The following is a 20,447-nucleotide window of genomic DNA, read 5'->3' as shown; positions in this document are numbered from 1 at the left end:
CCCGCCAACCCGCGGCCAATTCCGTCAGTGTCTGGCGCGGCCGCCCGGATCGCCGTTATCTGATAAAATCTGGGCCGCGCCGCCGATGCCACGTCGGAAGGCCTCATCGAACGTCACGCGGCGTACTTGCCAGCGGTGCGTCCGGCCTTGCCAGTCCATTCGCCAACGCGTGATCCACCCAAGCTCGCGATCGCTCCACACCAGATGTCCGACCAACGCGACTTCCCCACCCTGCTCGGTCGCGAGCGGCGCCAGGCCCGACGATGGCACAGTCTCGAGCTTCGCGCCTTCGAGGCCCGACTTCGCCAACGCAGCCATGCTGGGCAGCACGATGTTCATCCCGCGCCTGTCGGCGGCTGCGAGCAACGCGTCGCGCTGCAAATCGGACTGAGCTCCATCCACCGTGACGATAAAGTCCCTCGTGCCGTTCTCCATCTCGACAAAGACGGCCAGGCGCGGCCGATGTGAAAGCCACGGCTTGAGACCAAGCGCCTTGAGAATGCCGTTGATTTTCTTTTCCTCGAAGTCGACCGTCAGATCGTAGGGCCGATCACGGGTGCCCTGCTCGTCACGAACAGGCTTACCCAAAAACTGGTCGCGATAATTGAATGCCCTGACGAAACTTTTCGCGTTCGATTTGTACGCCGCCAATCGACGGTCGCCTGCGAGTTTCTGTGCGCCGGATACCTTGATCAGGACGTCCTCCAGACAGAAGGCAAAGCCGATGATTCGGTTGGCCTCGTCCTGTCCCGTGACGACGGTCTGCGCCCGATACAGATCAGCTCCCGCCGCCGCCATCGCGCTCGCGCACCAAACCACGGCTACTGCAAGGAGCATCCTGACGATGGTGGCTGCGCCAAGCCATATCAAAACAGGCTGGCGTCTTGTCATAGGCAGATCAACCACGATGAGGCTTCCGCGACTCCTCAAGCTCTTGTCCTGGAACATTGGCAAATGCGAGCGCCCGAAGTAGCGTTTTAAGAAAGCCCTCCCGCTGGTGGGCCCTCAACCCTAGCATTATGTATCTTTGCGCCGAAAAACATACGCTGGGTCCAATGACAGGGTTCCGACGGCAAGATTTTGCCGGGTTTGAGGTCATTTCAGGATCATAGGCGTCCACGCAGGGATCCGCGATGCTGACGGCCGCAATTGGCGGCGCAACGGATACAACTCTTGCTGGTTCCAAGAATTGCTTCTATCGCCATTCGGCTTTAGATTTCCGCAATTCGCTCGTCGAAAAACGGGCGCCGCCTGGCGCGCGCGAGAGCTGAACGTGATCTACAACCGAGCTGGGGTCGCCGCCTCACGAAAAAGGCTGAGGGCTCGACCGCTGCTATGGCGAGACATGTAGATCGGCTGTAAGAGAGACCGCCCGCGCGAGAACGATGTCGCCGCGCGGAAGCTGCAGCGAGCAGCCGGATGGAAATGAACGATGCGCGAAGACAAGAGCAAATTGCTGAGATCGCTGACCATCGATCGCAGCGCCAACAAGGTGGAACGACCGAAGAGCCGCTGGCTGCCGATCTCGGCGGCCGTTGCCGCCTGCGTCGTCGTCGCGTTTGCGGCCTTTGCCGCCTTCGAATTGCGCAGGCAGGATCAGCCCAAAGAGAGTACATCGCAAACCGCACCGCAGCCTGCCTCACAGCTGCAAGCGCAGCAGCAGTCTCAGCAGGGCGCAACGAATGGCAAGGCGGCCGGCAGCCTGGCGGCCTCCGGCTATGTGGTGGCGCGCCGTAAGGCAACCGTTGCGGCCGAGATTACCGGCAAGGTGGTCGAGGTCTTCACCGACGAAGGCAGGACGGTGGCCGAAGGGCAAGTCGTCGCGCGGCTCGACAGCGTGCTGGCTGAAAGGGACTATGAACTGGCGCGCTCGCGTGTCGAGACCGCCGACGCCGCCGTCGCCGCGATCACCGCCGATCTTGAGGATGCGAGCCGGATCATGTCGCGGGTACAGACATTGTCGCAGAAGAACTTTGCCACCGAGGCTGATCTGACCAAGGCGCAGGCTCGGGTCGGCGTGCTCAGCGCGCAATTGCGCCAGGCGCAGTCGCAACTCGAGACCGCCAAGATCGACGCCAAGCGCAGCGCCTCGATGCTCGACAAGCATCAAATCCGCGCACCGTTTGCCGGCGTCGTCATCGACCGCAGCGCGCAACCCGGCGAGATGATTTCGCCAATGTCGGTCGGCGGCTATACCCGCACCGGCATCTGCACCATCGTCGACATGGATTCGATCGAAATCGAGGTCGACGTCAACGAGGCCTTCATTGGTCGCGTCACCCCTGGCGGTCCCGTGAATGCGGTGCTGGATGCCTATCCGGACTGGACCATTCCCGCCTCGGTCATCGCGATCGTGCCGACAGCAAACCGCGAGAAGGCCACGGTGAAGGTCCGCATTCGCTTCGAAAAGAAGGACCCGCGCATCCTGCCCGACATGGCGGTGAAGGTGAATTTTATGCGCGAAGCCAAGGCCAACGGCTCCGCCGACGCCAGCGCCGCGAACTAGCTCCCGACCGATTCAAAGAGGAGACAAACGTGACAGCCGAACACCCGATGGTCCGCCTTACCGGCGTAAGCAAGCGCTTCACCAAGGGCAAGGAGACGATCTCGATTTTCGACCATCTCGATCTTGCGATTCCCCGCGGCGATTTCGTTGCCGTCATGGGACCATCGGGTTCGGGCAAGACGACGCTACTCAACTTGCTGGGCGGCATCGATCGCGTCGACGCGGGCGAGATTGCGGTGGCGGACCATCGCATCGACGGCCTCTCCGAGGGCGAATTGGCGGCCTGGCGAGCCGCCAATATTGGCTTCATTTTCCAGTTCTATAATCTGATGCCGATGCTGACGGCGGCGCAGAATGTCGAGTTGCCGTTGCTGCTCACCAAATTGCGCAGCAAAGAACGCGCCGAGCGTGTTCACACCGCGCTTTCCGTGGTCGGGCTTGCCGATCGCGTCAAGCACCGTCCGCGCGAAATGTCGGGCGGCCAGCAGCAGCGCGTGGCGATTGCGCGCGCCATCGTCTCGGACCCGAACCTGTTGCTGTGCGACGAGCCGACCGGCGATCTCGACCGTCAATCCGCCGACGAAATCTTATCGATCCTGCAACTGCTCAACGGCGAGCTCGGCAAGACCATCGTGATGGTCACCCACGATCCCGCGGCGGCAAACTATGCCAAACGCGTCTTGCATCTCGACAAGGGCCGCTTCGTCGAACGGGAGCTTGCCGCGTGAACGACTTCGACCTGGTGCGGAAAAACCTGTTCCGCCGCAAATTGCGCGCTTGCCTGATGATCGTGTCGATCCTGATCGCCTTCATGATCTTCGGCGTGCTCGCCGGTTTCTACCGTGCCTTCACGGCCGGCGAGGATGCCGCCGCCGCGGACCGGATGATCACCGTCAACAAGATCAACTTCACCCAGCCGATGCCGATCGCCTATTTCAACCGCGTGCGCGCGGTGGAAGGGGTGCGGCAGGTGACCTTCGCCAACTGGTTCGGCGGCTACTATCAGGACCCGAAGAACTTCATCATGGCGCTCGCGGTCGAGCCGAACACCTATTTCGACGTCTACCGCAGCGAGTTCGAGGTTCCGCTCGAGCAGCTTCAGGCCTTCATGCGGGACCGCGGCAGCGCGGTGGTCGGCGAAAGCCTGGCGCAGAAATGGGGCTGGAAGATCGGCGACCGCATTCCTCTCAATAGCAACATCTTCAGCCAGAAGAGCGGCGGCCATACCTGGGATCTCACCATTGCCGGCATCATCAAGGGCAAGGCCCAGCATGTCGACACCAACTTCCTCCTGTTCCAGTACGCCTATTTCGACGAGACCCGCAGTTTCGGAAAAGACACCATCGGCTGGATGATCCTCCAGACCACCTCCCCCGAAAATAACGATCGCGTGGCCAAGACAATCGACGCGATGTTCGCCAATTCCACCGCCGAGACCTCGACCGACACTGAAAAGGCCTTCGGCAAGGCCTTTGCGGCGCAGTTCGGCAACATCGCGCTGATCGTGTTGCTGGTGGTCGGCGCCGCCTTCGTCACCATCCTGATGATCGTCGGCAACACGATGGCGCTGTCGATCCGGGAGCGCACCCGCGAGATCGGCGTATTGAAGACGCTCGGATTTTCAGGCCCACGAATCCTAACGATGGTGCTCGGCGAATCCGTGTTGCTGGCGCTGCTCGGCGGAATTCCCGGACTGGCGATCGCGGCCCTGATCGCCATGGCGCTGCGCAACAGCCTCGCCAACGTCGTGCCCGGTTTTGCCGTATCACCGACCATAGCTCTGCAGGGGCTGGCGCTGATGATCGCGCTGGGGCTGATCACCGGGATCATCCCGGCGCTCAACGCCATGCGACTCAAAATTGCAACCGCGCTCGGACGGGGATAGACATGCGTTCGCTTTGGCTTCAAGTGGCGGCGGTCACCGCCATCAATCTCAAGAGCATCTCGCAGCGCCGCTGGCTCTCGCTCTCGACGGTGATCGCGATCGCACTGGTGGTGATCGTGCTGCTCGCATTCCTGGCGATGGCCAACGGCTTCCAGCGCACCATTGCGGGATCCGGCGCCGACGACATTGCCATCGTGCTGCGGGCCGGCTCGCAGGCCGAGATCAACAGCACCGTGAGCCGCGATCAGGTGCGGTTGATCGAGGATGGACCCGGCATCGCGCGCGGCAGCGACGGCAAGCCGCTTATCTCGCCGGAACTCTATCTTGTCGTCGACGGCATCAAGCGCACGACCAAGACCAAGGCCAATCTGCCGCTGCGCGGGATCGGCGAACAGGGCTCCGAGTTGCGCAAGGATGTTCGCATCACCGCAGGCCGCATGTTCAATCGCGGCAGCAACGAGGTGGTGGTCGGCAAGGCATTGCTGCGGGAATTTGAAGGACTAGACCTCGGCTCCACGGTATCGTTCGGCGCCACGCGCTGGACGGTCGTCGGCGTGTTCGAGGCCGGCGGCAGCGTGTTCGAATCCGAGATCTGGGCCGATCTTTCCGTGGTCCAGAGCCTGTTCAACCGCAACAACATAGTCCAGATCGTGCGCGCGCGGCTCACCGGACCGGCCGCACTGAATGAGCTCAAAAGCTACAGCGACAACGATCCGCGGCTGAAGCTCGATGTCAAATCCGAAGCGAGTTACTTTGCCGAACAGGCCTCGCAAACGTCCGACCTGATTCAGAAACTCGGCTGGCCGCTGGCGATCGCGATGGCGCTCGGAGCTGTCGCCGGAGCGCTCAACACCATGTATTCGTCGGTCGCCGCCCGCGCGACGGAAATCGCAACGCTACGCGCCATCGGCTTCGGCGGCTTCCCGGCCTTTGTTGGAACACTGGCCGAATCGCTGTTGCTTGCCGCGATCGGCGGGCTGTTAGGGGCCGCCGCCACCTATCTGATTTTCGATGGCGTCACGGCCTCGACGCTTGGCGGCAACTTCACCCAGGTAGTGTTCGACTTCAAGCTGAGCCCGTGGCTGATTGCCGAGGGCGTGATGCTCGCACTGATCGTGGGCCTGATCGGCGGGCTGTTTCCAGCGCTACGCGCCGCGCGATTGCCGATCGTCGAAGGCCTGTACGCGAACTGAGTGCCCTACTCTCCCTTGAGGCCGGCGGCGCGGATCACCTCGCCCCATTTGCGCGTCTCATCGTCGATGAACTTGCCGAATTCGGCGGCCGTGCCGGCGCGGGCTTCCAGCCCCTGGGCCAGCAGCTTCTGTTTCACCTCGGGGTCGGCGAGCGCGCGATTGATCTCTTCCTGCATCCGCTCGACGATCGGCTGCGGTGTGGCCGATGGCGCCATGAAGCCGAACCATCCAGACGCGACCACGTTGGGATAACCCTGCTCGCGCAAGGTTGGAGCCGCAGGATAGATCGCGCTGCGCTCGGCGGAAGCCACGCCCAGCACGCGAAAATCGCCGCTCCGGATATGCGGTAACGCCGTGCTGATCGCAGTCAACGTGGCGTCGACACGACCGGCGAGCAACTCCGTATAGGCCATCGCATCGCCGCGGTACTGCACGTTGAGACCCTTGACGCCGGCGTCCTTCAGCAGCAACTCGGCCGCCAGATGCGGCTGAGAGCCCGCGCCCGGCGAGGCGAAGGTCAGGCCGTCGGGCTGCGCCTTGCCATGGGCGATCAGCTCCTGCAGGTTCTTGAAGGCAGCCTTGGCGTTGACGATCAGAAAGATCGGCGCCATGACGGCCATCGCCACCGGCCGCAGGTCCTTGCGCTCGTATTTCAGTTTTCCGAACAGCGCCTCGGCGGTGGCATATGGCGCGGCGGCATAGAGGAAGGTGTATCCGTCCGGTGCCGCGCGCGCGACCAGTTCGTTGGCGATGCGCGTGCCCGCGCCTGGCTTGTTCTCAACGATGAACTGTTGCCCCAGGCTGCGCCCGATCTGCTCGGCCAGAATACGCAGCGAGATGTCGTTGGCCCCGCCGGCCCCGTAGGGCGACACCAACCGCACCAGCCGCGATGGCCAGTCGCCCTCGGCGAACGCAGGCAAGCCCGGCCCTGCGGCGAAGGCGGCGGCGATGGTCCCCAGCAGAGTTCGACGTGTGACTGTCATGAATGCCCCTTGGGCTTAAGAGGGCCGCCTGCAATAGCGGCGCAGCCCGGCGTGTCCGTCCCATTTTGATCGAGCCGCTTTGGCGCGATCGCATTGCTGGATCGCCGGGCCCTTCTTGATCGAGGCCGTAACGATAGATACCCGCCTTCTATCGAACAATGCGTATTTTTTGACCGATTGATAAGCTTGGCCTATGAATTCAGGAACGGCGAAGTGGGAGGCGCGACATGGCAATGGAAGTGACCTTGCGGCAGTTGCGCGCGTACGTGGCCGTGCTGGAGGCTGCGAGCTTCTCGGAGGCCGCCAAGGCCATGCACTTGTCGCAAGCGGCGCTCTCAGGGTTGATCAAGGAGCTCGAGAGCCGCGTCGGCGTCCGCCTCCTGGACCGCACCACCCGCAAGGTGTCTGCGTCCGCGGTCGGCGAGACCTTCGCGCCGATGGCGCGGCGCGTGCTCTCGAACCTGGACGAGGCGCTCGAAAATCTCACGAACCTCAAGGAGCTCCGCCGCGGGCTGGTGCGTGTAGCTGCCCCCGAAACACTATCCTGCACGCTGCTGCCGGAGCTGATCGCCGAGTACAACAACAGCCATCCCGGCGTGGACGTCCGCTTCGACGACGTGCCGATCCAGGAGGTGCTGGCCGGCCTGCAGAACGGCTCTACCGACATCGGCTTCGGGCCGGCCGGCGTCATTCCGGATCAATCGGTGGAAGTACACGAGATTTGCGCCGACCCGCTCTGGGTGGCGTTGCGCAGCGATGACCCGCTGACGACAGGAAAGTCGGTCAGTTGGAAGGATCTCCGCGACCGACCGCTGCTCAACTACATGCCGAACATTGCCATCAATGTATTGAGCAATGTGCCGCCGCGGCATCAGCCCAGGGAATTGGTGCCGGTGCACCGGGTGAATACCGCGCTATCGATGCTGCAGGTGAGACGGGGCGCCGTGATCTGCCCCTCGATGGCGGGCCCGCTGGTGCGCGGCTTCGGACTGACGTTCCTGCCGCTGCTGCAGCCGGCCGTCAAATGGAAGATCGCGATGTTCGTACGACACAGCGCATCGCTCTCGCCGGCCGTGGAGAGTTTTCGCGACTTCACGCTGGATTTCAGCCCAAACTGGACGGCCGTCGGGATCGAGCGCCGCCGCGCGGACGGGCGGCAGAAGACTACCTAGCAAAGGGCGCCGTCCAACAATTCGGCGCGGCGCGGCGTCTCGATTTACGCAAAGCGCGACGAGCTTCAGGCCAAGAACTCCACCGCGCCGGTTTCGAGATTGTACATAGCCCCTGCAATGTCGATGCTGTCTTTGGCTTCCAGCTCGGCAAGCACCGGACTGCCTTTCCGAATGTTTGCGACTGTCATCTCGACGTTCGTTCGCGCGACAGCGTTGACGAAGTCGTAGTTCTTCGCGGATCGCTCACCCGCGTATTTCGTCGCTTCGACTGCCGGTTTGATCTTGCCCAGCAATCCGGTCAGGTTGCCCAACTCGGCATTGTCGATCGCGCCCTTGATCGCACCGCACGCGGTGTGACCCATTACGAGCACAACCTTCGCGCCGGCAAGTTTGCAGGCAAACTCGAGGCTGCCGAGAATATCGGCGTTTTCGACGTTGCCGGCGACGCGGCAGTTGAAGATGTCGCCGATTCCGAGATCCATGATCACCTCGGCTGGTGCACGGGAATCGATACAGGTCAGCAACGCCGCGGCAGGATATTGTCCCGAGGCGCTTGCCTTCTGTTCACGAAGGTAGTTGCGCTCCTTCCTCTCGCCTCTGCGAAAGCGCTGGTTTCCATTCTTCATGACCTGGATGATTTGATCGGGCGTCATTTTATCCCGCTGCGCCTTGGTCAGCGCGTCGGCATAAGCCGGAGCCACGAAGCCGCCGCCAGCACCGGCTAGACCCAGAGTGCTTGCGCCACCTCCTAACTTGAGAAAATTCCGGCGATCTAAGCAGTTGCAGTCCCGAGGATGTCCGTGCTTCTGGCGCATATGCTATCTCCCACCCACAAACGCTTCGACACAATAGCCTACCGCAATTCAAGCCTGCCAATCTCCAGAGCGACCTGTCGCTCGGAAGCAATCGGTTGCAGCGATATCCTCCGTTGCGAAACACCGATCAGCTTTGCTCCATTACCTAGTTCAACTGCAGAATCTCCGTCGGCTCGGACGTAACTTCCTCTCAGCGAGCCACGTGGCAGCGAGGTGGTCGGCGCAAACACCACCCATCCCATCGAGTCCCCCCTCGTTCCGGCCTCAAGACCAGAGCCGTTGGCCGTGCCTGAATATATGTGGGGCGGTCCATGATCGTCATGCTCGAAACGACATCGCATATGCCGCTGTGATCCAACGGGCGCCTGCATCTTGCAGGTGAGCAGTCCGGCTTTCACCACGGTTTCTGCGACGGCCGGTGTCACGGCGAAACAAACAAGAATGGCTATGGGCAGCAACCATGCGTGTTTCATCGCAGCGCCCCCAATACGAACCGGGGTTGTGGGGGATTGGAGCTGAGCGACTAGCGGTGTTGCCAACCGGAAACCAGTCGCCTTCACCTAGAACCGCAGGCTCCAATCCTCCCGTTTGGTTAGCTCTCAGTGTCCGCTCAATACCAGCGTTTTCACGGGAAGCAGCAAGGCTTGTATGCGCAAGAGCATCGCGTGCACAAGTCCTACCGCATCTACGCCGTGCAGTGTGAACCGCTTGAATGCGCCCGTCTCGTTCGAAGCAATCCGGTCATGGTTGCTGGTATAGGCGTTGACGATGCAACTGCTTCCAGGCGTGACGCCGTCGAGCCCGCCTTGATAGATGGGCTCCAGAAACGTTGTGATAGTGCCCGGGGCCCTCACCTGCTGCGCGTCGACCAGTTGCTCGCCGCCCCTGAACTGCCCCGCCGCGATATAATCTTGCACACCCGTTACCACCATCGGAATAATCGTCCAGGGCTTTGAAATGCACGTGGCCTCGGCGACCATCCCGACCTTCATGACCTGCGCTTCGATTTGTCCAAACCCCGCCGAAAGCACCCGTTGTCCCGCACCCTCGGGAATGAGAATGCCGGCAGACCGCATCATCGGATTAACGATGTCTCCCACGCGCAGCGTGAACTGCTCCACGCGCCCCGCGACACCCGCACGGATGTAGGTCTTGTCAAGTTCCACCTGCGCTTCGGCCAGCGCCGCCTCCGCGCTCGCCTTCTGCGCGGGTAGAAGAGCACTCACGTTGGTCATCGCCGATTGTTTCGAAGCCGTCGCGGCATCAACCGCGCTTTGACGGCCCGCGAGCAGCACCTCCAGCTTTTCGATGTCACGCTGGGGGACAATGCCAGGATTGCGCTTCTGGAGTTCGCGCTTGACGTCCAGTTCATCCGATGCCTGCTGATAGGCGCTCTTCGCCTCCTGGATCTGTGCGTCCGCCTTGAGAATATCCGCCTGAGCCGCCAGCAAAGCGGCATCGACCTCAGCGATCCTCCGCCGCGCCGTCTCCATTGCGGCTTCCTGCTTTGAGCTGTCGAGCTTGAAGATCACTTCACCCTTTTTGACGGGAGCGCTGAATTCAGCGCGAACTTCCGACACCCGGCCGATCGTCTCCGGAACGATCGGGACAGTCCTGAAGAACAGGGTCGCCGTAGAGGTGGACGGGTGAAAATAGAAAATGACCGTAATCAGCCCCACCGTCAGCATGAGGCAGGTGACGATTCCCCACCTCAGTTCGAACCACACCGAATAGAACGTGATCTCCTTACCGAGGCGCTTTCCCTGCCTGTAGCGGCGATAAAGATAGTCGGGAACGATAGTCACCAAAGAGCAGAGAAGGAGCTCAAGCATGGCTGGGCACCTCGCTTTTGGCAGCGCGGGGTTTCGTCGTGTCCGATCCCTCAGCAGCATCCGCGTGAGTGCGGCCTTCGTCGGCGACCTCGGGTACTTCGCCGCCGGATGGAGCGCCCGCGATTTTCTCGACCGATCCCGCGATCCGGCGAAGCGGCGTGCCGAAATCGGGCAAATCAATCATGGCAAGCAATAGCCCGACCACCCAAAAGAGGTGGTTATGCGTAAAGAGCGCGAGCAAGCCGAGCACTGCCACGATTTCGAATTGTAGCTTTTGCGACTTGTGCGCCATTCGCTCCGGCAACGAATGTAAGCGCAGATAGAGATTGCCGACCATCAGGACGGCGCCGATCAGAATGAAGCCGACCACCACCATGAGGATGTCGGTATCACCCGGAGCAGTGATGAAGCCCGGCAGATGATGGGGCGCGCTTGGATGAATTGACTCGCTCACGCCACTCTCCCCCTCAAGCGCTGTCGTCGAACCAATCCTAATAGTGCAATTTATTATAGCACAACTTATTCGAGGGAGGGAGGCAGAAACACGCAGTGCGGCTTCATCAGCCGCCAGGCAGGATCGCCGGTGCATTTCGTCGTCGCCACGTCGCTTCAGATAGCAGCTAAAGGATTAATGCCGGTGCAATACAGTGAACACCGCCCTTTCCATGCTGCATTGCGGGTGAGACAATGCACAGCGATTTGCCCCTCGGCGGCGGCCGCGCGGATGGACGACGCAAGCGCATGGCCACATGCGTCACGGATAAGTCGTTGCTTCAAACAAAGCAGTTGCAAAGTCGCGGACCGAAGCCTCTTCCACGCGCATCTGCAATCAACATCCAATGATTGCATATGTCCTGATGACAAACTGAACACGCAGCAGTAGCCTCCAAACCATAAAACATACGGGAGGAGTGGCATGCCAGACGCAGCGGTCGCAGCACGTTCTTCTGAAGCGACGAACAGCGATACGACACAACAGGTCGATGTCGCGGTCGTCGGCGCCGGGTTTGCCGGCCTCTATCTCCTGCATCGCTTGCGCAAGACGGGTTTCACGGCGGTCGTGATCGAAGAGGCCGGCGACGTCGGCGGCACCTGGTACTGGAACCGCTACCCCGGCGCACGCTGCGACATCCAGACCATCGACTACAGCTACACCTTCGATCCCGAGCTGGAGAGTGCATGGCAATGGTCGGAGAAATACGCAACGCAACCCGAGATCCTGCGCTATCTCGGTTTCGTCGCCGATCGATATGAATTGCGGCGCGACATCCGCTTTGGCACCAAGGTTACAGCAGCGCATTGGGATGAGGCGGCCGAACGCTGGCGGCTCACGACCAGCAATGGCGCTGATATTTCCTGTCACTATTACATCATGGCGACCGGCTGCCTCTCTGCGCCCAAGCCGCCGGAGATCGACGGCGTCAAGGATTTTAAGGGCGAGGTCTATTTCACCGGCCGCTGGCCGCACGAAGAGGTCAAGCTCGCCGGCAAGCGCATCGCCGTCATCGGCACGGGATCATCGGGCATCCAGTCGATCCCGCTGTTCGCCGAGCAGGCCGCGCATCTCACCGTTTTCCAGCGCACGCCGAATTTCGCCCTTCCCGCCCACAACGGCCCTGCGCCGGCGGACCGCCTCGCGCTGCTGCAGGGCGACCGCGCCGGCTATCGCGAGCAGGCGCGGTGGTCGCTCGCGGGCGTCCCCTATCCGCAGCAGATGGCGGTGAGCTGGCAGTTGAGCGATGCCGAGCGCCGCGAGCGCTTCGAGCAGGCCTGGGCCGCCGGCGATCTCGTCCACATCCTGACCCAGCTCTGGGCCGACCAGGGCGTCGACGTCGACGGCAATGCGCTGCTCGCCGACCTGATCCGCGAGAAAATCCGCGAGATCGTCAAGGACCCCGAGACGGCCGAGGCATTGACCCCGCGCGACCATCCGTTCGGTGCCAAGCGTCCCTGCCTCGATACCAACTACTACGCTACGTTCAACCGCCCCAACGTCACGCTGGTCAACCTGCGGCAGGAGCCGATCACATCGATTACGGCCTCGGGCATCACGACCGACAAGCGCACGTTCGATGTCGATATGATCGTGTTCGCCACGGGTTTTGACGCCATGACCGGCGCCATCAAGGCGGTTCATCCGATCACAGGCCGCGATGGCAAATCGCTGTCCGATGTTTGGGCCAACGGTCCGCAGACCTATCTCGGGCTCACGGTCTCAGGCTTCCCCAATCTGTTCCTGGTCACGGGCCCGGGCAGCCCGTCGGTGCTGTCGAACATGGCGGTCTCGATCGAGCAGCATGTCGACTGGGTGGTCGACCGGCTGGCGTCGCTGCGCGAGGCCGGCTTCACGACCATCGACGCGACCGAGACGGCGCAGGCCGGCTGGGCGCAGCACATGGCCGACTGCTCGACACTGACGCTGCATCGGCTCGCCAACACCTGGTACACGGGCGCCAACGTTCCCGGCAAGGCGCAGGGCGTGATGCCCTATACCGGCGGCGTCGGCCCCTATCGCAGCATCTGCAACGAGGTTGTCGCCCGCGGCATGCTCGGCTTCAAGCTGACCGGCCCGAACGTTTCGGAGCAATGCAATGACGGCCAGGTCGTACGGCTGCAGCCGGACGTGCGGCTGGTGCTGGGCATGCTGGCGGAGATGAACCTGCCGGCGATCGAGTCGCTCGGCGCCCAGGGCGCGCGCGACTTCCTCACCGAGTTCAACAAGGGACGGCCTGCCGGGCGGCCGGTCGGCGAGGTCGGCGACGGCGTGCTGCACGGCGCCGATGGTCTGCTGCCCTACCGTCTCTATCGGCCGGCCACGCCCGGGCCGCATCCGATCGTGGTCTATTTTCACGGCGGCGGCTGGGTGTTGGGCGATGAGCAATCCGACGATCCGTTCTGCCGCGACATCTGCCGCCGCAGCGGGATGATCGTCGTCAGCGTCGGCTATCGCCATGCGCCCGAGCATCGCTTCCCCGCCGCGGCCGAGGATGGCTATGCGGCAACGCGCTGGATCGCCGAGCATGCCACCGAACTCGGCGGCAGAGCGGGACCGGTGCTGGTCGCGGGCTGGAGCGCCGGCGCCAATATCGCCGCCGTCACCTGCCAGCTCGCACGCGACCGCGGCGGACCAGAGATTGCAGGCCAGCTCCTGGTGTGCCCGGCCACCGATTGCAGGTTCGACCGTCCGTCCTACACCGACAACGCGGTCGGCTATTTCCTGACGCGCGCGCTGATGTTCTGGTTCTGGGATATCTATTGTTCGCCCGCTGACCGCACCGACCCGCGCGCCTCGCCGCTGCGCGGCAATCTGGCGAACCTGCCGCCGGCGTTCGTGGCGACCTGCGAGTTCGATCCGCTGCGTGACGAGGGGATCGAATATGCCGAGGCGATGGCGGCCGCAGGTGTGCCGGTCGAGCAACTGCAGGCGCGTGGCAACATCCACTCGTCCCTGATGATGGTGGACGTGGTGATCACCGGCGTCAGCGGACGTGCCAGGATGGCGGAAGCGTTGCGCAGCTTTGCGGGGTTGCCGCGAAAGTTGGAAGAGAGCGGCGAAAGCGCTTCGGCGATCGCGGTCAACGCGGCTGCGGGATAAGCGCGAGGCAACGGCCGCTCGGCTTCATCCGAGCGGCCAAAAGATTTGAGCCGCTTACGACGGGCGTTTGCGCGGCCTTGGCGCTTTGCGTTGCTTTGGCGCGGGCCTCTTCGCCGCAACCCGGTGTGCCGCCGCCAGCGCAGCGCGCGCCCAGGCGGCAAGCTCATCGGGTTCGTCGAACAGCCGTTCCGGCGCGCGCCAGAACGCGAGGTCGATGGTCTGGCCCTTCTTCACATAACTGAGCGGTGGAAACGCCTCGGCCTCTCTGAACATCTCCCGGTTCTGATCATCGATCCGGAAGTAAAGCGTGTTCTCCGTCACCACGGCGAACATCAGCCCGTCGCAGAACACACCGGTCGCGCCGAACATAGGCCGCATGGTGAGATGGCCAAGCGGCGCGAACTGCTCGCGCAGAAACTCGGCATAGCTTTCGCTGACAGTCACTCCGCGGCCACTTCCTGCAATCGCCCCGACGTTCCCCGCAAGGGTCATGCATCAGATTTTCTAAGTCAATCGTTCAGTTTATCTCGGTTGCGCTCGCCTTGACGCTCGCAATATCTCCCTGGAGATCGGATTCGAAAGGACCCTGCGATGAACGTACTCGACGATTATATGGTCGATCCTCGCCTATCGCTGTTGGACAAAACGCGGATCCAGGCGCAGGTGCTGGTGCCGATGCTGCGGGCGCTACGCGCGGAACTGGGCCAGGAAAAGGCTGACGCGATTGCGAGACAAGCCTTGCGCAACTGGTCGAAGTCGCTATTCGCGGCCATCGGCGAGAGCGTCGAGGGCAGCGCGCGGCGCAAATGGGCGACCATGCATAGCGCGCTTGCCGAAGTCACCGAGCGGGAAGTAACGGTCGAGATGCGCCGCCACGACGAGGCGGCGCTGGAATTCGACGTCACGCATTGCCGATTCGCGGAATTCTTCCGCGCGCTCGGCGAGCCGGAACTTGGTGCGCTGCTGGTCTGCGCCACCGATTTCGATATCGTTGCCGCCGGCGGTAGCGAGGTCAGCCTGAGGCGCGACCAGACCCTGATGCAGGGCGCGCCGAGCTGCACGTTCCGCTACGCATTCGCACCGCGGCCTTGATTTGGTGCCACCGTTCACGCCGCAGAAATCTCGTGAAAAACGCCCGTAGTTGCGTATGATATATCGCAAAAATCTTGGCTTGGCCGGGCACACGAGGGAGAGCGCCGATGGCAGCGACAGCGGAGCAGGTTTTGCCCTGGCTCGGAGAACGCTCATTCGCCTTCTTAAAGCAAGAGTTCGACCGCAGCGGTTACCTGATCTTCGAACGCGTTCTTGCACCCGACCGCGTCGCCGAAATCCGCGCGGCGCTGGCGCCGCATCTGGCGCGCGATCTGTTCGGCCGCAACGATTTCGAAGGCACCAAAACCAACCGGGTGTATGCACTGCTGGCGAAAGCGCCTGTCTTCGCCGAGCTGGCGATCCATCCGCTCGCTATGGCCTTTGTGGAAGCCGAACTCGGCGAGAGCTGCCTGCTGTCTGCTCTGCTCGCGATCAATCTCCATCCCGGCGAGACCGTCCAGCCCTGGCATTTCGACGACAGCGGCGTGAAGATTCCGCGCCCCCGCCCTGCCCTTGGCATCAGCACGTTCTGGGCGATCGACGATACGACCGAGCAAAATGGCGCCACCGAAATCATTCCCGGAAGCCATCTGTGGGACGGGCAATATATCGAGGGCGCGGTGAAGCCAGCTCATTTCACCAACGAAGCCGGTCAGGAGGAAGGCGACAGGCCTGACGCCGTGAAGCTGATCATGCCATCCGGATCGCTGGCCATCACCAAGGGAACGCTATGGCACCGTGGCGGCGCTAACCGGTCGAACCGGCCGCGCCTAATCATCACGCCGCAATATTGCGTGGGCTGGGTGCGGCAACTCGAAAACATGGCACTCGCCGTCCCGGCCGAGATGGCGAGCAAACTGCCCGAGCGCGCACGCGAGCTGATCGGCTATTCGATCCATCCGCCGTTCATGGGCTATGTCGACGGCGTTCATCCCAGGCGCCTGCTGCGGACACAGTGACGTGATGCTTGCGAAGGCGCGAGCGACGCGCATCTTACTCCGCGGCGGCCGATGCCCTCGTCGCAGCCTGCCCCTTCGCATCGAATACGATTCCGTCATATCCCTTCTCGGCAACGTCGGTGATCGCCGCGACATATTCGGCGTGCCGCCATTATAGACGAGATACCGCGTCTTGCCGTGCTCGTGGCCGGGGATATTGGAATTGTAGCCGGTGAACCACGACTTGGCTTTGCGCATCAGCATGATGGCGTACATCTTGGTCACGTGCGCGGTCCAGCGCGCCTGCGCTTCCGCCGTCGGTTCGGCCCGCGTGTAGCCGCGGTCCCAGATGTAGCCGAGCAGGCCCATGCACCAGCCGACGCCGTTCTCGATGCCGCGCGGAAAATTCGTCGAGGCTGAGCCGCTTTGCGGGCCGGTCGGCATCAGCAAGTTCGGAAAGCCGTGGACCATCATGCCGAGAAAGGTCGAGGGTCCGTCGCGCCATTCGTCGGCGAGCTTCACTCCGGCGGCACCCGTGATGTCGATCGCATCGAATGCGCCGGTGATGGCATCGAACCCGGTGGAGTAGACGATGATATCGAGCTCGTAATCGCGCGCGTTGGTGCGCAGGCCCGTTTCGGTGACCCGCAGAATCGGCGTCTCGCTGATGTCGACGAGATGCACATTGTTGCGGTTGTAGGCCTCTAGATAGTTGGTCTCCAGCGGCACCCGCTGCACGCCAAAACCGTGATCTTTCGGGGTCAGCTTTTCCGCGGTCACCGGGTCCTTCACGCGCCTTCGGATGCGATCGGCGACGTAAGCGGAAAACTCGGCATTGGCGGCCTCGTCGGTAAAAATCTCGCGAAAATTGCTGAGCCAGATCCCGAAGCCGGGCTCGTCATAGAGCTTGTCCCACAGCGCGATCCGCTCCTCGCGGGTGGCTTCATAGAAGCCGCGCCGGTCCGGCTCGTGCTCGAAGCCGCCGGGCGTGCGCTTGCAGGCGGCAAAGATTTCATCGTAGCGCGAACGGATGTCGGCCATTTCCTCGTCCGAGATCGGGCTGTTATTCAGCGGCGCGCTCCAGTTCGGACGCCGCTGAAACACCGTGAGTTCGCCGACCTTGTCGGCGATCTCGCCGATCACCTGGATCGCTGTGGCGCCGGTGCCGATGATGCCGATTTTCTTGCCGGAGAGTTCAACCGGCTCGTGCGGCCAATAGAAGGTATGGAACGAACGCCCCTTGAATGTCTCCATGCCCTCAAGTCGCGGCAGCGTCGGTATCGAGAGCAACCCGACCGCAAGAATGAGGAATCGGCAGCTCAATTCACGCCCGTCGTCGAGCCGGACCCGCCACAGATGACTGCCCTCGTCGAAGGCCGCCGCTTCCACCTTGCGGTTGAACCGCATGTATTTGCGCAAATCGAACTTGTCGGCGACGTAGTTGAGATAGCGAAGATTCTCCGGCTGGCTCGAGAACCGCTCCTGCCAGTGCCACTCGTTGAGCAGCTCTTTCGAGAAGGAATAGCCGTAGGTGTAGCTCTCGGAATCGAAGCGCGCGCCGGGATAGCGGTTCCAGTACCAGGTTCCCCCGAGATCGGGGGCGGCATCGAGCACGAGGGCATCCACGTCGAGATCGGCCAGCCGCTTGATCTGGTAAATGCCCGACACGCCCGCGCCGACGACAACGACCTCGTAGTGCGACTTGATCTCCCCAGTCATGCGCGCCCTCTCCATTAGTTGTTTCTGCGAATTATTCCTGCGTCGATCGTCTCCGCGCGGCGGCTCTGATGATGCCAACTATCCGCGTCCTGCACTTGCGTCAGGATGCCAAATTGCGCGGCAAAATCAGCCTAAATAGACGCGGCAGGCCGCCGTGAGGTGACCGCCTCAAGCACCGGGAGCGCCGTGTATCTGCGCATGCAACTGCGCGACATACGGATCCTCGATCTCCAACGCCTGCAACTGCGTCGCCAGTTGCACGAGGTATTCGCGGTTGGTACCGAGAACGCCCTTCCCGCTCGCGATCATCGCGGCGGTCTCGGCGAGCGGCAGTTCGCCGACATAACTCGGGTGCGAGCGGTTGGAGGTGAAGGCGAGTGCGGTGATTGGTCCCTGCGGCGTCGTCATCGGCACCATCGCCGGCGCATAGCCGCCGCGCAGCATTTCGCGGCGCCACAGGATCGCGGTCTCGGCATGGACGGAATCGGCCGCAATGCGGAACGCCAGCCCGCGGCAACATCCGAACTGCGGCTCCAGTGAGAGCATCAGCGCCGGATGGTCGTGCGATCCCCGGCCGAGATTGATCTTCAGCGTGAAGCGGCGCTGATAGTTTTCGACGTCGGCGAGCCGGACTTCGGCAAAGTGAAAGCCGGGGTCCCACATCAGCGAACCGTAGGAGTAGATCCAGAGGTCATCGCCATCAGGGTGATCGCCGAGCACCGCAACCGCGACGCCTCGATCGCTTCGTCCGACAGCCGCCAGCCTGCCGGCCATCCCGCGGCCCGCGCCCGCTGCTCCCACATCGAGAACATCTTTGGCGTCAGGCGCAGCAGTGATTTTTCCGGGTGCGTTACCCGGGCCCGCAGCTCCGGCAGATGAATAAATGCGTCGGCGGTCAAGCCAGTATGCTCCTTTGTGGATACGGCCATCGTTCGCAATGTGCCATTGTCGGAGGCAAGACGCCAACACGAAGACGGGCGATGCGAATTCCCAGCATGTTATTCTGTCATAGCTGGCCTGAGATTTTTAGGGTGTAATGACGACAACGAGATCTTCTGCCCGACCGGCAACCACACACGTTACAGGGAATCAAAGGCAATCCGATGCGCGACCAGTTCTCCAATACCCAAGCGATACGCAAGCCAGCCGTCACCTCCAGAGGCGGCATCGTCGCTGCGCAATCAAGCAGGGCGGCGCAAGTGGGGGTCGAGGTGCTGGCCGCGGGCGGCGACTGCATCGATGCCGTGATCGCGACAACGTTTGCGCTTGGCGTTCTGGAGCCCTGGATGAGCGGGGTCGGCGGCGGCGGCGCGATGGTGCTCTACCGGGCGCGCGAACACCGTTATGAGGTGATCGACTACGGCATGCGGGCGCCGCTCAGCCTGCGGGTGGAAGATTATCCGCTGACCGGCGGTGGAGCGGCTTCTGACATCTTCCCCTGGCCGCGGGTAAAGGACGACCGCAACATTCACGGCCCCGGCTCGATCGCCGTGCCCGGCGTCGTCGCCGGCATGGAAGAGGCACACCGCCGCTACGCCAAACTGCCGTGGAAGGAGTTGCTGGCGCCGAGCATCTCGCTCGCCGGCGAAGGGCTTGCGGTCGACTGGTGGACCACGGTGATGATTTCGAGCGCGGCAGCAGACTTGCGGCGTTACCCCGCGAGCGCCGCCGCCTATCTCCAGGACGGCCTGCCGCCCAACCCGCAATGGGGCATCAGGTCCAAGGTCCGCATGCCGCAGGACCGCCTCAAGGCCACGATGGCGCAGCTTGCCAGCGCCGGCCCGCGCGACTTCTACGAGGGCGATCTGGCACAGAGCCTCGCCGCCGACATTCAGGCCGCCGGCGGCGCGCTGTCGGCCGAGGATCTCAAGCCATTTCGCAGCGTTGTGCGCGAGCCGCTGGCAATCCCCTATCGCGGCGGCGAGGTGTTCGCGACGCCCGAACTCACGGCCGGGCCGACGCTGGCGCGCACGCTTCGTCTGCTGCAGGAAAATCTCGAGCCTGCGCGCAGCGGACCGGACGCTGCGGCCTACATCGCCTATGCATCGGCGCTGCAAAAAGCGTATCGCGAACGCCTCAAGGACATGGGCGATGAAGACGGCAGGCGCGCGCTCGGCGCCGAAGCGCTGGCGCCGGCCTGCACCACGCATTTTTCCGCCGTCGACCGAGACGGCAACATGGCCGCGGTAACGCAAACCTTGCTGTCCACCTTCGGCTCCAAATTCGTGACGAACCAGACCGGCATCACCATGAACAACGGCATCATGTGGTTCGACCCGACCCCGGGCACGCCGAATTCGCTGGCGCCGGGCAAGCGGTGCCTTACCAACTACACGCCCGTGCTGGCGCAGGCGGCGGACGGAAGGCGCGTCGCGGTCGGCGCTTCGGGCGGCCGGCGGATTCTGCCGGCGGTAAGCCAGCTTCTGTCCTTCGTGATGGATTACGGCATGGATCTCGATGCCGCAATCCATCAGCCGCGCATCGACGCCAGCGAAGGCGCGATCGTGATCGGCGACGTCCGCCTGCCGCAGGCCGCGAGCGAAGCGCTGGGCTCGCGTTTCGATTACGAGGAGGCGTGCATCCAGAACCTGCCGATGAAGTTCGCGTGCCCCAGCGTGGTGCTGCGCGACGGCGAAACCAACAGCGGCGCGACCGAGCCGTTCCACGCCTGGAGCGAGGCAGTGGCGGAGGGGTGAAGCCGCACGTCATCAGGGAGC

At 62.8% G+C, this 20,447-nt stretch carries 18 protein-coding genes and 1 pseudogene; 9 read left to right on the top strand and 10 right to left on the bottom strand.

The genetic code is table 11. The features are described from left to right. Positions 1 to 24 precede the first annotated feature (24 nt). Positions 25 to 948, bottom strand: coding sequence for a DUF2066 domain-containing protein (locus tag CQ13_RS11235; RefSeq protein ID WP_245309134.1), 924 nt, complete (start codon positions 946 to 948; stop codon positions 25 to 27). 484 nt (positions 949 to 1,432) lie between these two features. Between CQ13_RS11235 and CQ13_RS11230 the strand changes: the two genes are divergently transcribed. Genes CQ13_RS11230 through CQ13_RS11215 form a run of 4 tightly spaced genes read left to right on the top strand, consistent with a single transcriptional unit; the run spans position 1,433 to position 5,584 of the window. Further along, entirely contained in the window at positions 1,433 to 2,506 is a 1,074-nt protein-coding gene (locus CQ13_RS11230; protein WP_057842963.1) for an efflux RND transporter periplasmic adaptor subunit, read from the top strand. A 47-nt stretch (positions 2,507 to 2,553) separates the two neighbouring features. Then, positions 2,554 to 3,234: an ABC transporter ATP-binding protein gene (locus CQ13_RS11225; protein ID WP_057842962.1), complete on the top strand. Its 681-nt coding sequence runs from the start codon at positions 2,554 to 2,556 to the stop codon at positions 3,232 to 3,234. Then, entirely contained in the window at positions 3,231 to 4,391 is a 1,161-nt protein-coding gene (locus CQ13_RS11220) for an ABC transporter permease (protein WP_057842961.1), read from the top strand. The genes CQ13_RS11225 and CQ13_RS11220 overlap by 4 nt, the downstream gene beginning before the upstream one ends. 2 nt (positions 4,392 to 4,393) lie before the next feature. Beyond that, positions 4,394 to 5,584: an ABC transporter permease gene (locus CQ13_RS11215; protein ID WP_057842960.1), complete on the top strand. Its 1,191-nt coding sequence runs from the start codon at positions 4,394 to 4,396 to the stop codon at positions 5,582 to 5,584. A gap of 5 nt (positions 5,585 to 5,589) precedes the next feature. Here CQ13_RS11215 and CQ13_RS11210 read toward each other — a convergent pair whose 3' ends face one another. After that, positions 5,590 to 6,567, bottom strand: coding sequence for a Bug family tripartite tricarboxylate transporter substrate binding protein (locus CQ13_RS11210; RefSeq protein WP_057842959.1), 978 nt, complete (start codon positions 6,565 to 6,567; stop codon positions 5,590 to 5,592). 227 nt (positions 6,568 to 6,794) lie between these two features. Here CQ13_RS11210 and CQ13_RS11205 point away from each other — a divergent pair, with 227 nt between their 5' ends. Continuing rightward, positions 6,795 to 7,739 carry a LysR family transcriptional regulator gene (locus CQ13_RS11205; protein WP_057842958.1) on the top strand — a complete coding sequence of 315 codons (945 nt, stop codon included), beginning with the start codon at positions 6,795 to 6,797 and terminating at the stop codon, positions 7,737 to 7,739. Positions 7,740 to 7,804: 65 nt separating this feature from the next. Here CQ13_RS11205 and CQ13_RS11200 read toward each other — a convergent pair whose 3' ends face one another. The 4 genes from CQ13_RS11200 to CQ13_RS11190 all read right to left on the bottom strand — a co-directional run bounded on the left by CQ13_RS11200 (position 7,805) and on the right by CQ13_RS11190 (position 10,840). Further along, on the bottom strand, positions 7,805 to 8,554 hold the full coding sequence (locus CQ13_RS11200; RefSeq protein ID WP_057842957.1) for a carbonic anhydrase family protein: 750 nt from the start codon (positions 8,552 to 8,554) through the stop codon (positions 7,805 to 7,807). Positions 8,555 to 8,592: 38 nt separating this feature from the next. Next, complete coding sequence (locus CQ13_RS47085) at positions 8,593 to 9,027, bottom strand: DUF992 domain-containing protein (RefSeq protein WP_082637418.1); 435 nt, start codon at positions 9,025 to 9,027, stop codon at positions 8,593 to 8,595. A gap of 126 nt (positions 9,028 to 9,153) precedes the next feature. After that, positions 9,154 to 10,386 (bottom strand): HlyD family secretion protein, encoded by a 1,233-nt coding sequence (locus tag CQ13_RS11195; RefSeq protein ID WP_057842956.1) that lies wholly within the window; start codon positions 10,384 to 10,386, stop codon positions 9,154 to 9,156. Next, positions 10,379 to 10,840 carry a hypothetical protein gene (locus CQ13_RS11190; protein WP_082637417.1) on the bottom strand — a complete coding sequence of 154 codons (462 nt, stop codon included), beginning with the start codon at positions 10,838 to 10,840 and terminating at the stop codon, positions 10,379 to 10,381. Before CQ13_RS11190 ends, CQ13_RS11195 begins: the two co-directional genes overlap by 8 nt. Before the next feature lie 462 nt (positions 10,841 to 11,302). Between CQ13_RS11190 and CQ13_RS11185 the strand changes: the two genes are divergently transcribed. Next, positions 11,303 to 13,981 (top strand): flavin-containing monooxygenase, encoded by a 2,679-nt coding sequence (locus CQ13_RS11185; RefSeq protein WP_057842955.1) that lies wholly within the window; start codon positions 11,303 to 11,305, stop codon positions 13,979 to 13,981. A 54-nt stretch (positions 13,982 to 14,035) separates the two neighbouring features. On the opposite strand, the gene CQ13_RS11180 is transcribed toward CQ13_RS11185, so the two are convergent. Then, on the bottom strand, positions 14,036 to 14,425 hold the full coding sequence (locus tag CQ13_RS11180) for a TfoX/Sxy family protein (RefSeq protein ID WP_057842954.1): 390 nt from the start codon (positions 14,423 to 14,425) through the stop codon (positions 14,036 to 14,038). A gap of 147 nt (positions 14,426 to 14,572) precedes the next feature. Between CQ13_RS11180 and CQ13_RS11175 the strand changes: the two genes are divergently transcribed. Both CQ13_RS11175 and CQ13_RS11170 read left to right on the top strand, forming a co-directional pair. After that, entirely contained in the window at positions 14,573 to 15,073 is a 501-nt protein-coding gene (locus tag CQ13_RS11175) for an L-2-amino-thiazoline-4-carboxylic acid hydrolase (protein WP_057842953.1), read from the top strand. Positions 15,074 to 15,180: 107 nt separating this feature from the next. Beyond that, positions 15,181 to 15,831 (top strand): annotated as a pseudogene (locus CQ13_RS11170) (phytanoyl-CoA dioxygenase family protein); the annotation flags it as partial. Between the two features lie 12 nt (positions 15,832 to 15,843). Here the strand turns inward: CQ13_RS11170 and CQ13_RS11165 are convergent. The 3 genes from CQ13_RS11165 to CQ13_RS44350 all read right to left on the bottom strand — a co-directional run bounded on the left by CQ13_RS11165 (position 15,844) and on the right by CQ13_RS44350 (position 18,629). Continuing rightward, on the bottom strand, positions 15,844 to 17,730 hold the full coding sequence (locus CQ13_RS11165; RefSeq protein WP_245309133.1) for a flavin-containing monooxygenase: 1,887 nt from the start codon (positions 17,728 to 17,730) through the stop codon (positions 15,844 to 15,846). 168 nt (positions 17,731 to 17,898) lie between these two features. Beyond that, positions 17,899 to 18,450 carry a gamma-glutamylcyclotransferase gene (locus tag CQ13_RS11160; protein WP_197427307.1) on the bottom strand — a complete coding sequence of 184 codons (552 nt, stop codon included), beginning with the start codon at positions 18,448 to 18,450 and terminating at the stop codon, positions 17,899 to 17,901. Then, complete coding sequence (locus CQ13_RS44350) at positions 18,393 to 18,629, bottom strand: hypothetical protein (protein WP_197427306.1); 237 nt, start codon at positions 18,627 to 18,629, stop codon at positions 18,393 to 18,395. The genes CQ13_RS11160 and CQ13_RS44350 overlap by 58 nt, the downstream gene beginning before the upstream one ends. A 204-nt stretch (positions 18,630 to 18,833) precedes the next feature. Here CQ13_RS44350 and CQ13_RS11155 point away from each other — a divergent pair, with 204 nt between their 5' ends. Further along, on the top strand, positions 18,834 to 20,426 hold the full coding sequence (locus CQ13_RS11155) for a gamma-glutamyltransferase family protein (RefSeq protein WP_057842950.1): 1,593 nt from the start codon (positions 18,834 to 18,836) through the stop codon (positions 20,424 to 20,426). Positions 20,427 to 20,447: the final 21 nt, after the last annotated feature.

It is taken from the genome of Bradyrhizobium retamae (genome assembly GCF_001440415.1).
Taxonomy (GTDB): domain Bacteria; phylum Pseudomonadota; class Alphaproteobacteria; order Rhizobiales; family Xanthobacteraceae; genus Bradyrhizobium; species Bradyrhizobium retamae.
Note: the sequence above shows the minus strand (reverse complement) of the source record. Positions and strands in the feature narration are given on the sequence as shown.

What these genes read in the sequence shown, in the direction of transcription:
- CQ13_RS11235 (WP_245309134.1), bottom strand. Translation starts at nt 948, where the DNA reads ATGTTCCAGGACAAGAGCTTGAGGAGTCGCGGAAGCCTCATCGTGGTT.
- CQ13_RS11230 (WP_057842963.1), top strand. Translation starts at nt 1,433, where the DNA reads ATGCGCGAAGACAAGAGCAAATTGCTGAGATCGCTGACCATCGATCGC.
- CQ13_RS11225 (WP_057842962.1), top strand. Translation starts at nt 2,554, where the DNA reads ATGGTCCGCCTTACCGGCGTAAGCAAGCGCTTCACCAAGGGCAAGGAG.
- CQ13_RS11215 (WP_057842960.1), top strand. Translation starts at nt 4,394, where the DNA reads ATGCGTTCGCTTTGGCTTCAAGTGGCGGCGGTCACCGCCATCAATCTC.
- CQ13_RS11210 (WP_057842959.1), bottom strand. Translation starts at nt 6,567, where the DNA reads ATGACAGTCACACGTCGAACTCTGCTGGGGACCATCGCCGCCGCCTTC.
- CQ13_RS11205 (WP_057842958.1), top strand. Translation starts at nt 6,795, where the DNA reads ATGGCAATGGAAGTGACCTTGCGGCAGTTGCGCGCGTACGTGGCCGTG.
- CQ13_RS11200 (WP_057842957.1), bottom strand. Translation starts at nt 8,554, where the DNA reads ATGCGCCAGAAGCACGGACATCCTCGGGACTGCAACTGCTTAGATCGC.
- CQ13_RS47085 (WP_082637418.1), bottom strand. Translation starts at nt 9,027, where the DNA reads ATGAAACACGCATGGTTGCTGCCCATAGCCATTCTTGTTTGTTTCGCC.
- CQ13_RS11195 (WP_057842956.1), bottom strand. Translation starts at nt 10,386, where the DNA reads ATGCTTGAGCTCCTTCTCTGCTCTTTGGTGACTATCGTTCCCGACTAT.
- CQ13_RS11185 (WP_057842955.1), top strand. Translation starts at nt 11,303, where the DNA reads ATGCCAGACGCAGCGGTCGCAGCACGTTCTTCTGAAGCGACGAACAGC.
- CQ13_RS11175 (WP_057842953.1), top strand. Translation starts at nt 14,573, where the DNA reads ATGAACGTACTCGACGATTATATGGTCGATCCTCGCCTATCGCTGTTG.
- CQ13_RS11165 (WP_245309133.1), bottom strand. Translation starts at nt 17,730, where the DNA reads ATGACTGGGGAGATCAAGTCGCACTACGAGGTCGTTGTCGTCGGCGCG.
- CQ13_RS11155 (WP_057842950.1), top strand. Translation starts at nt 18,834, where the DNA reads ATGCGCGACCAGTTCTCCAATACCCAAGCGATACGCAAGCCAGCCGTC.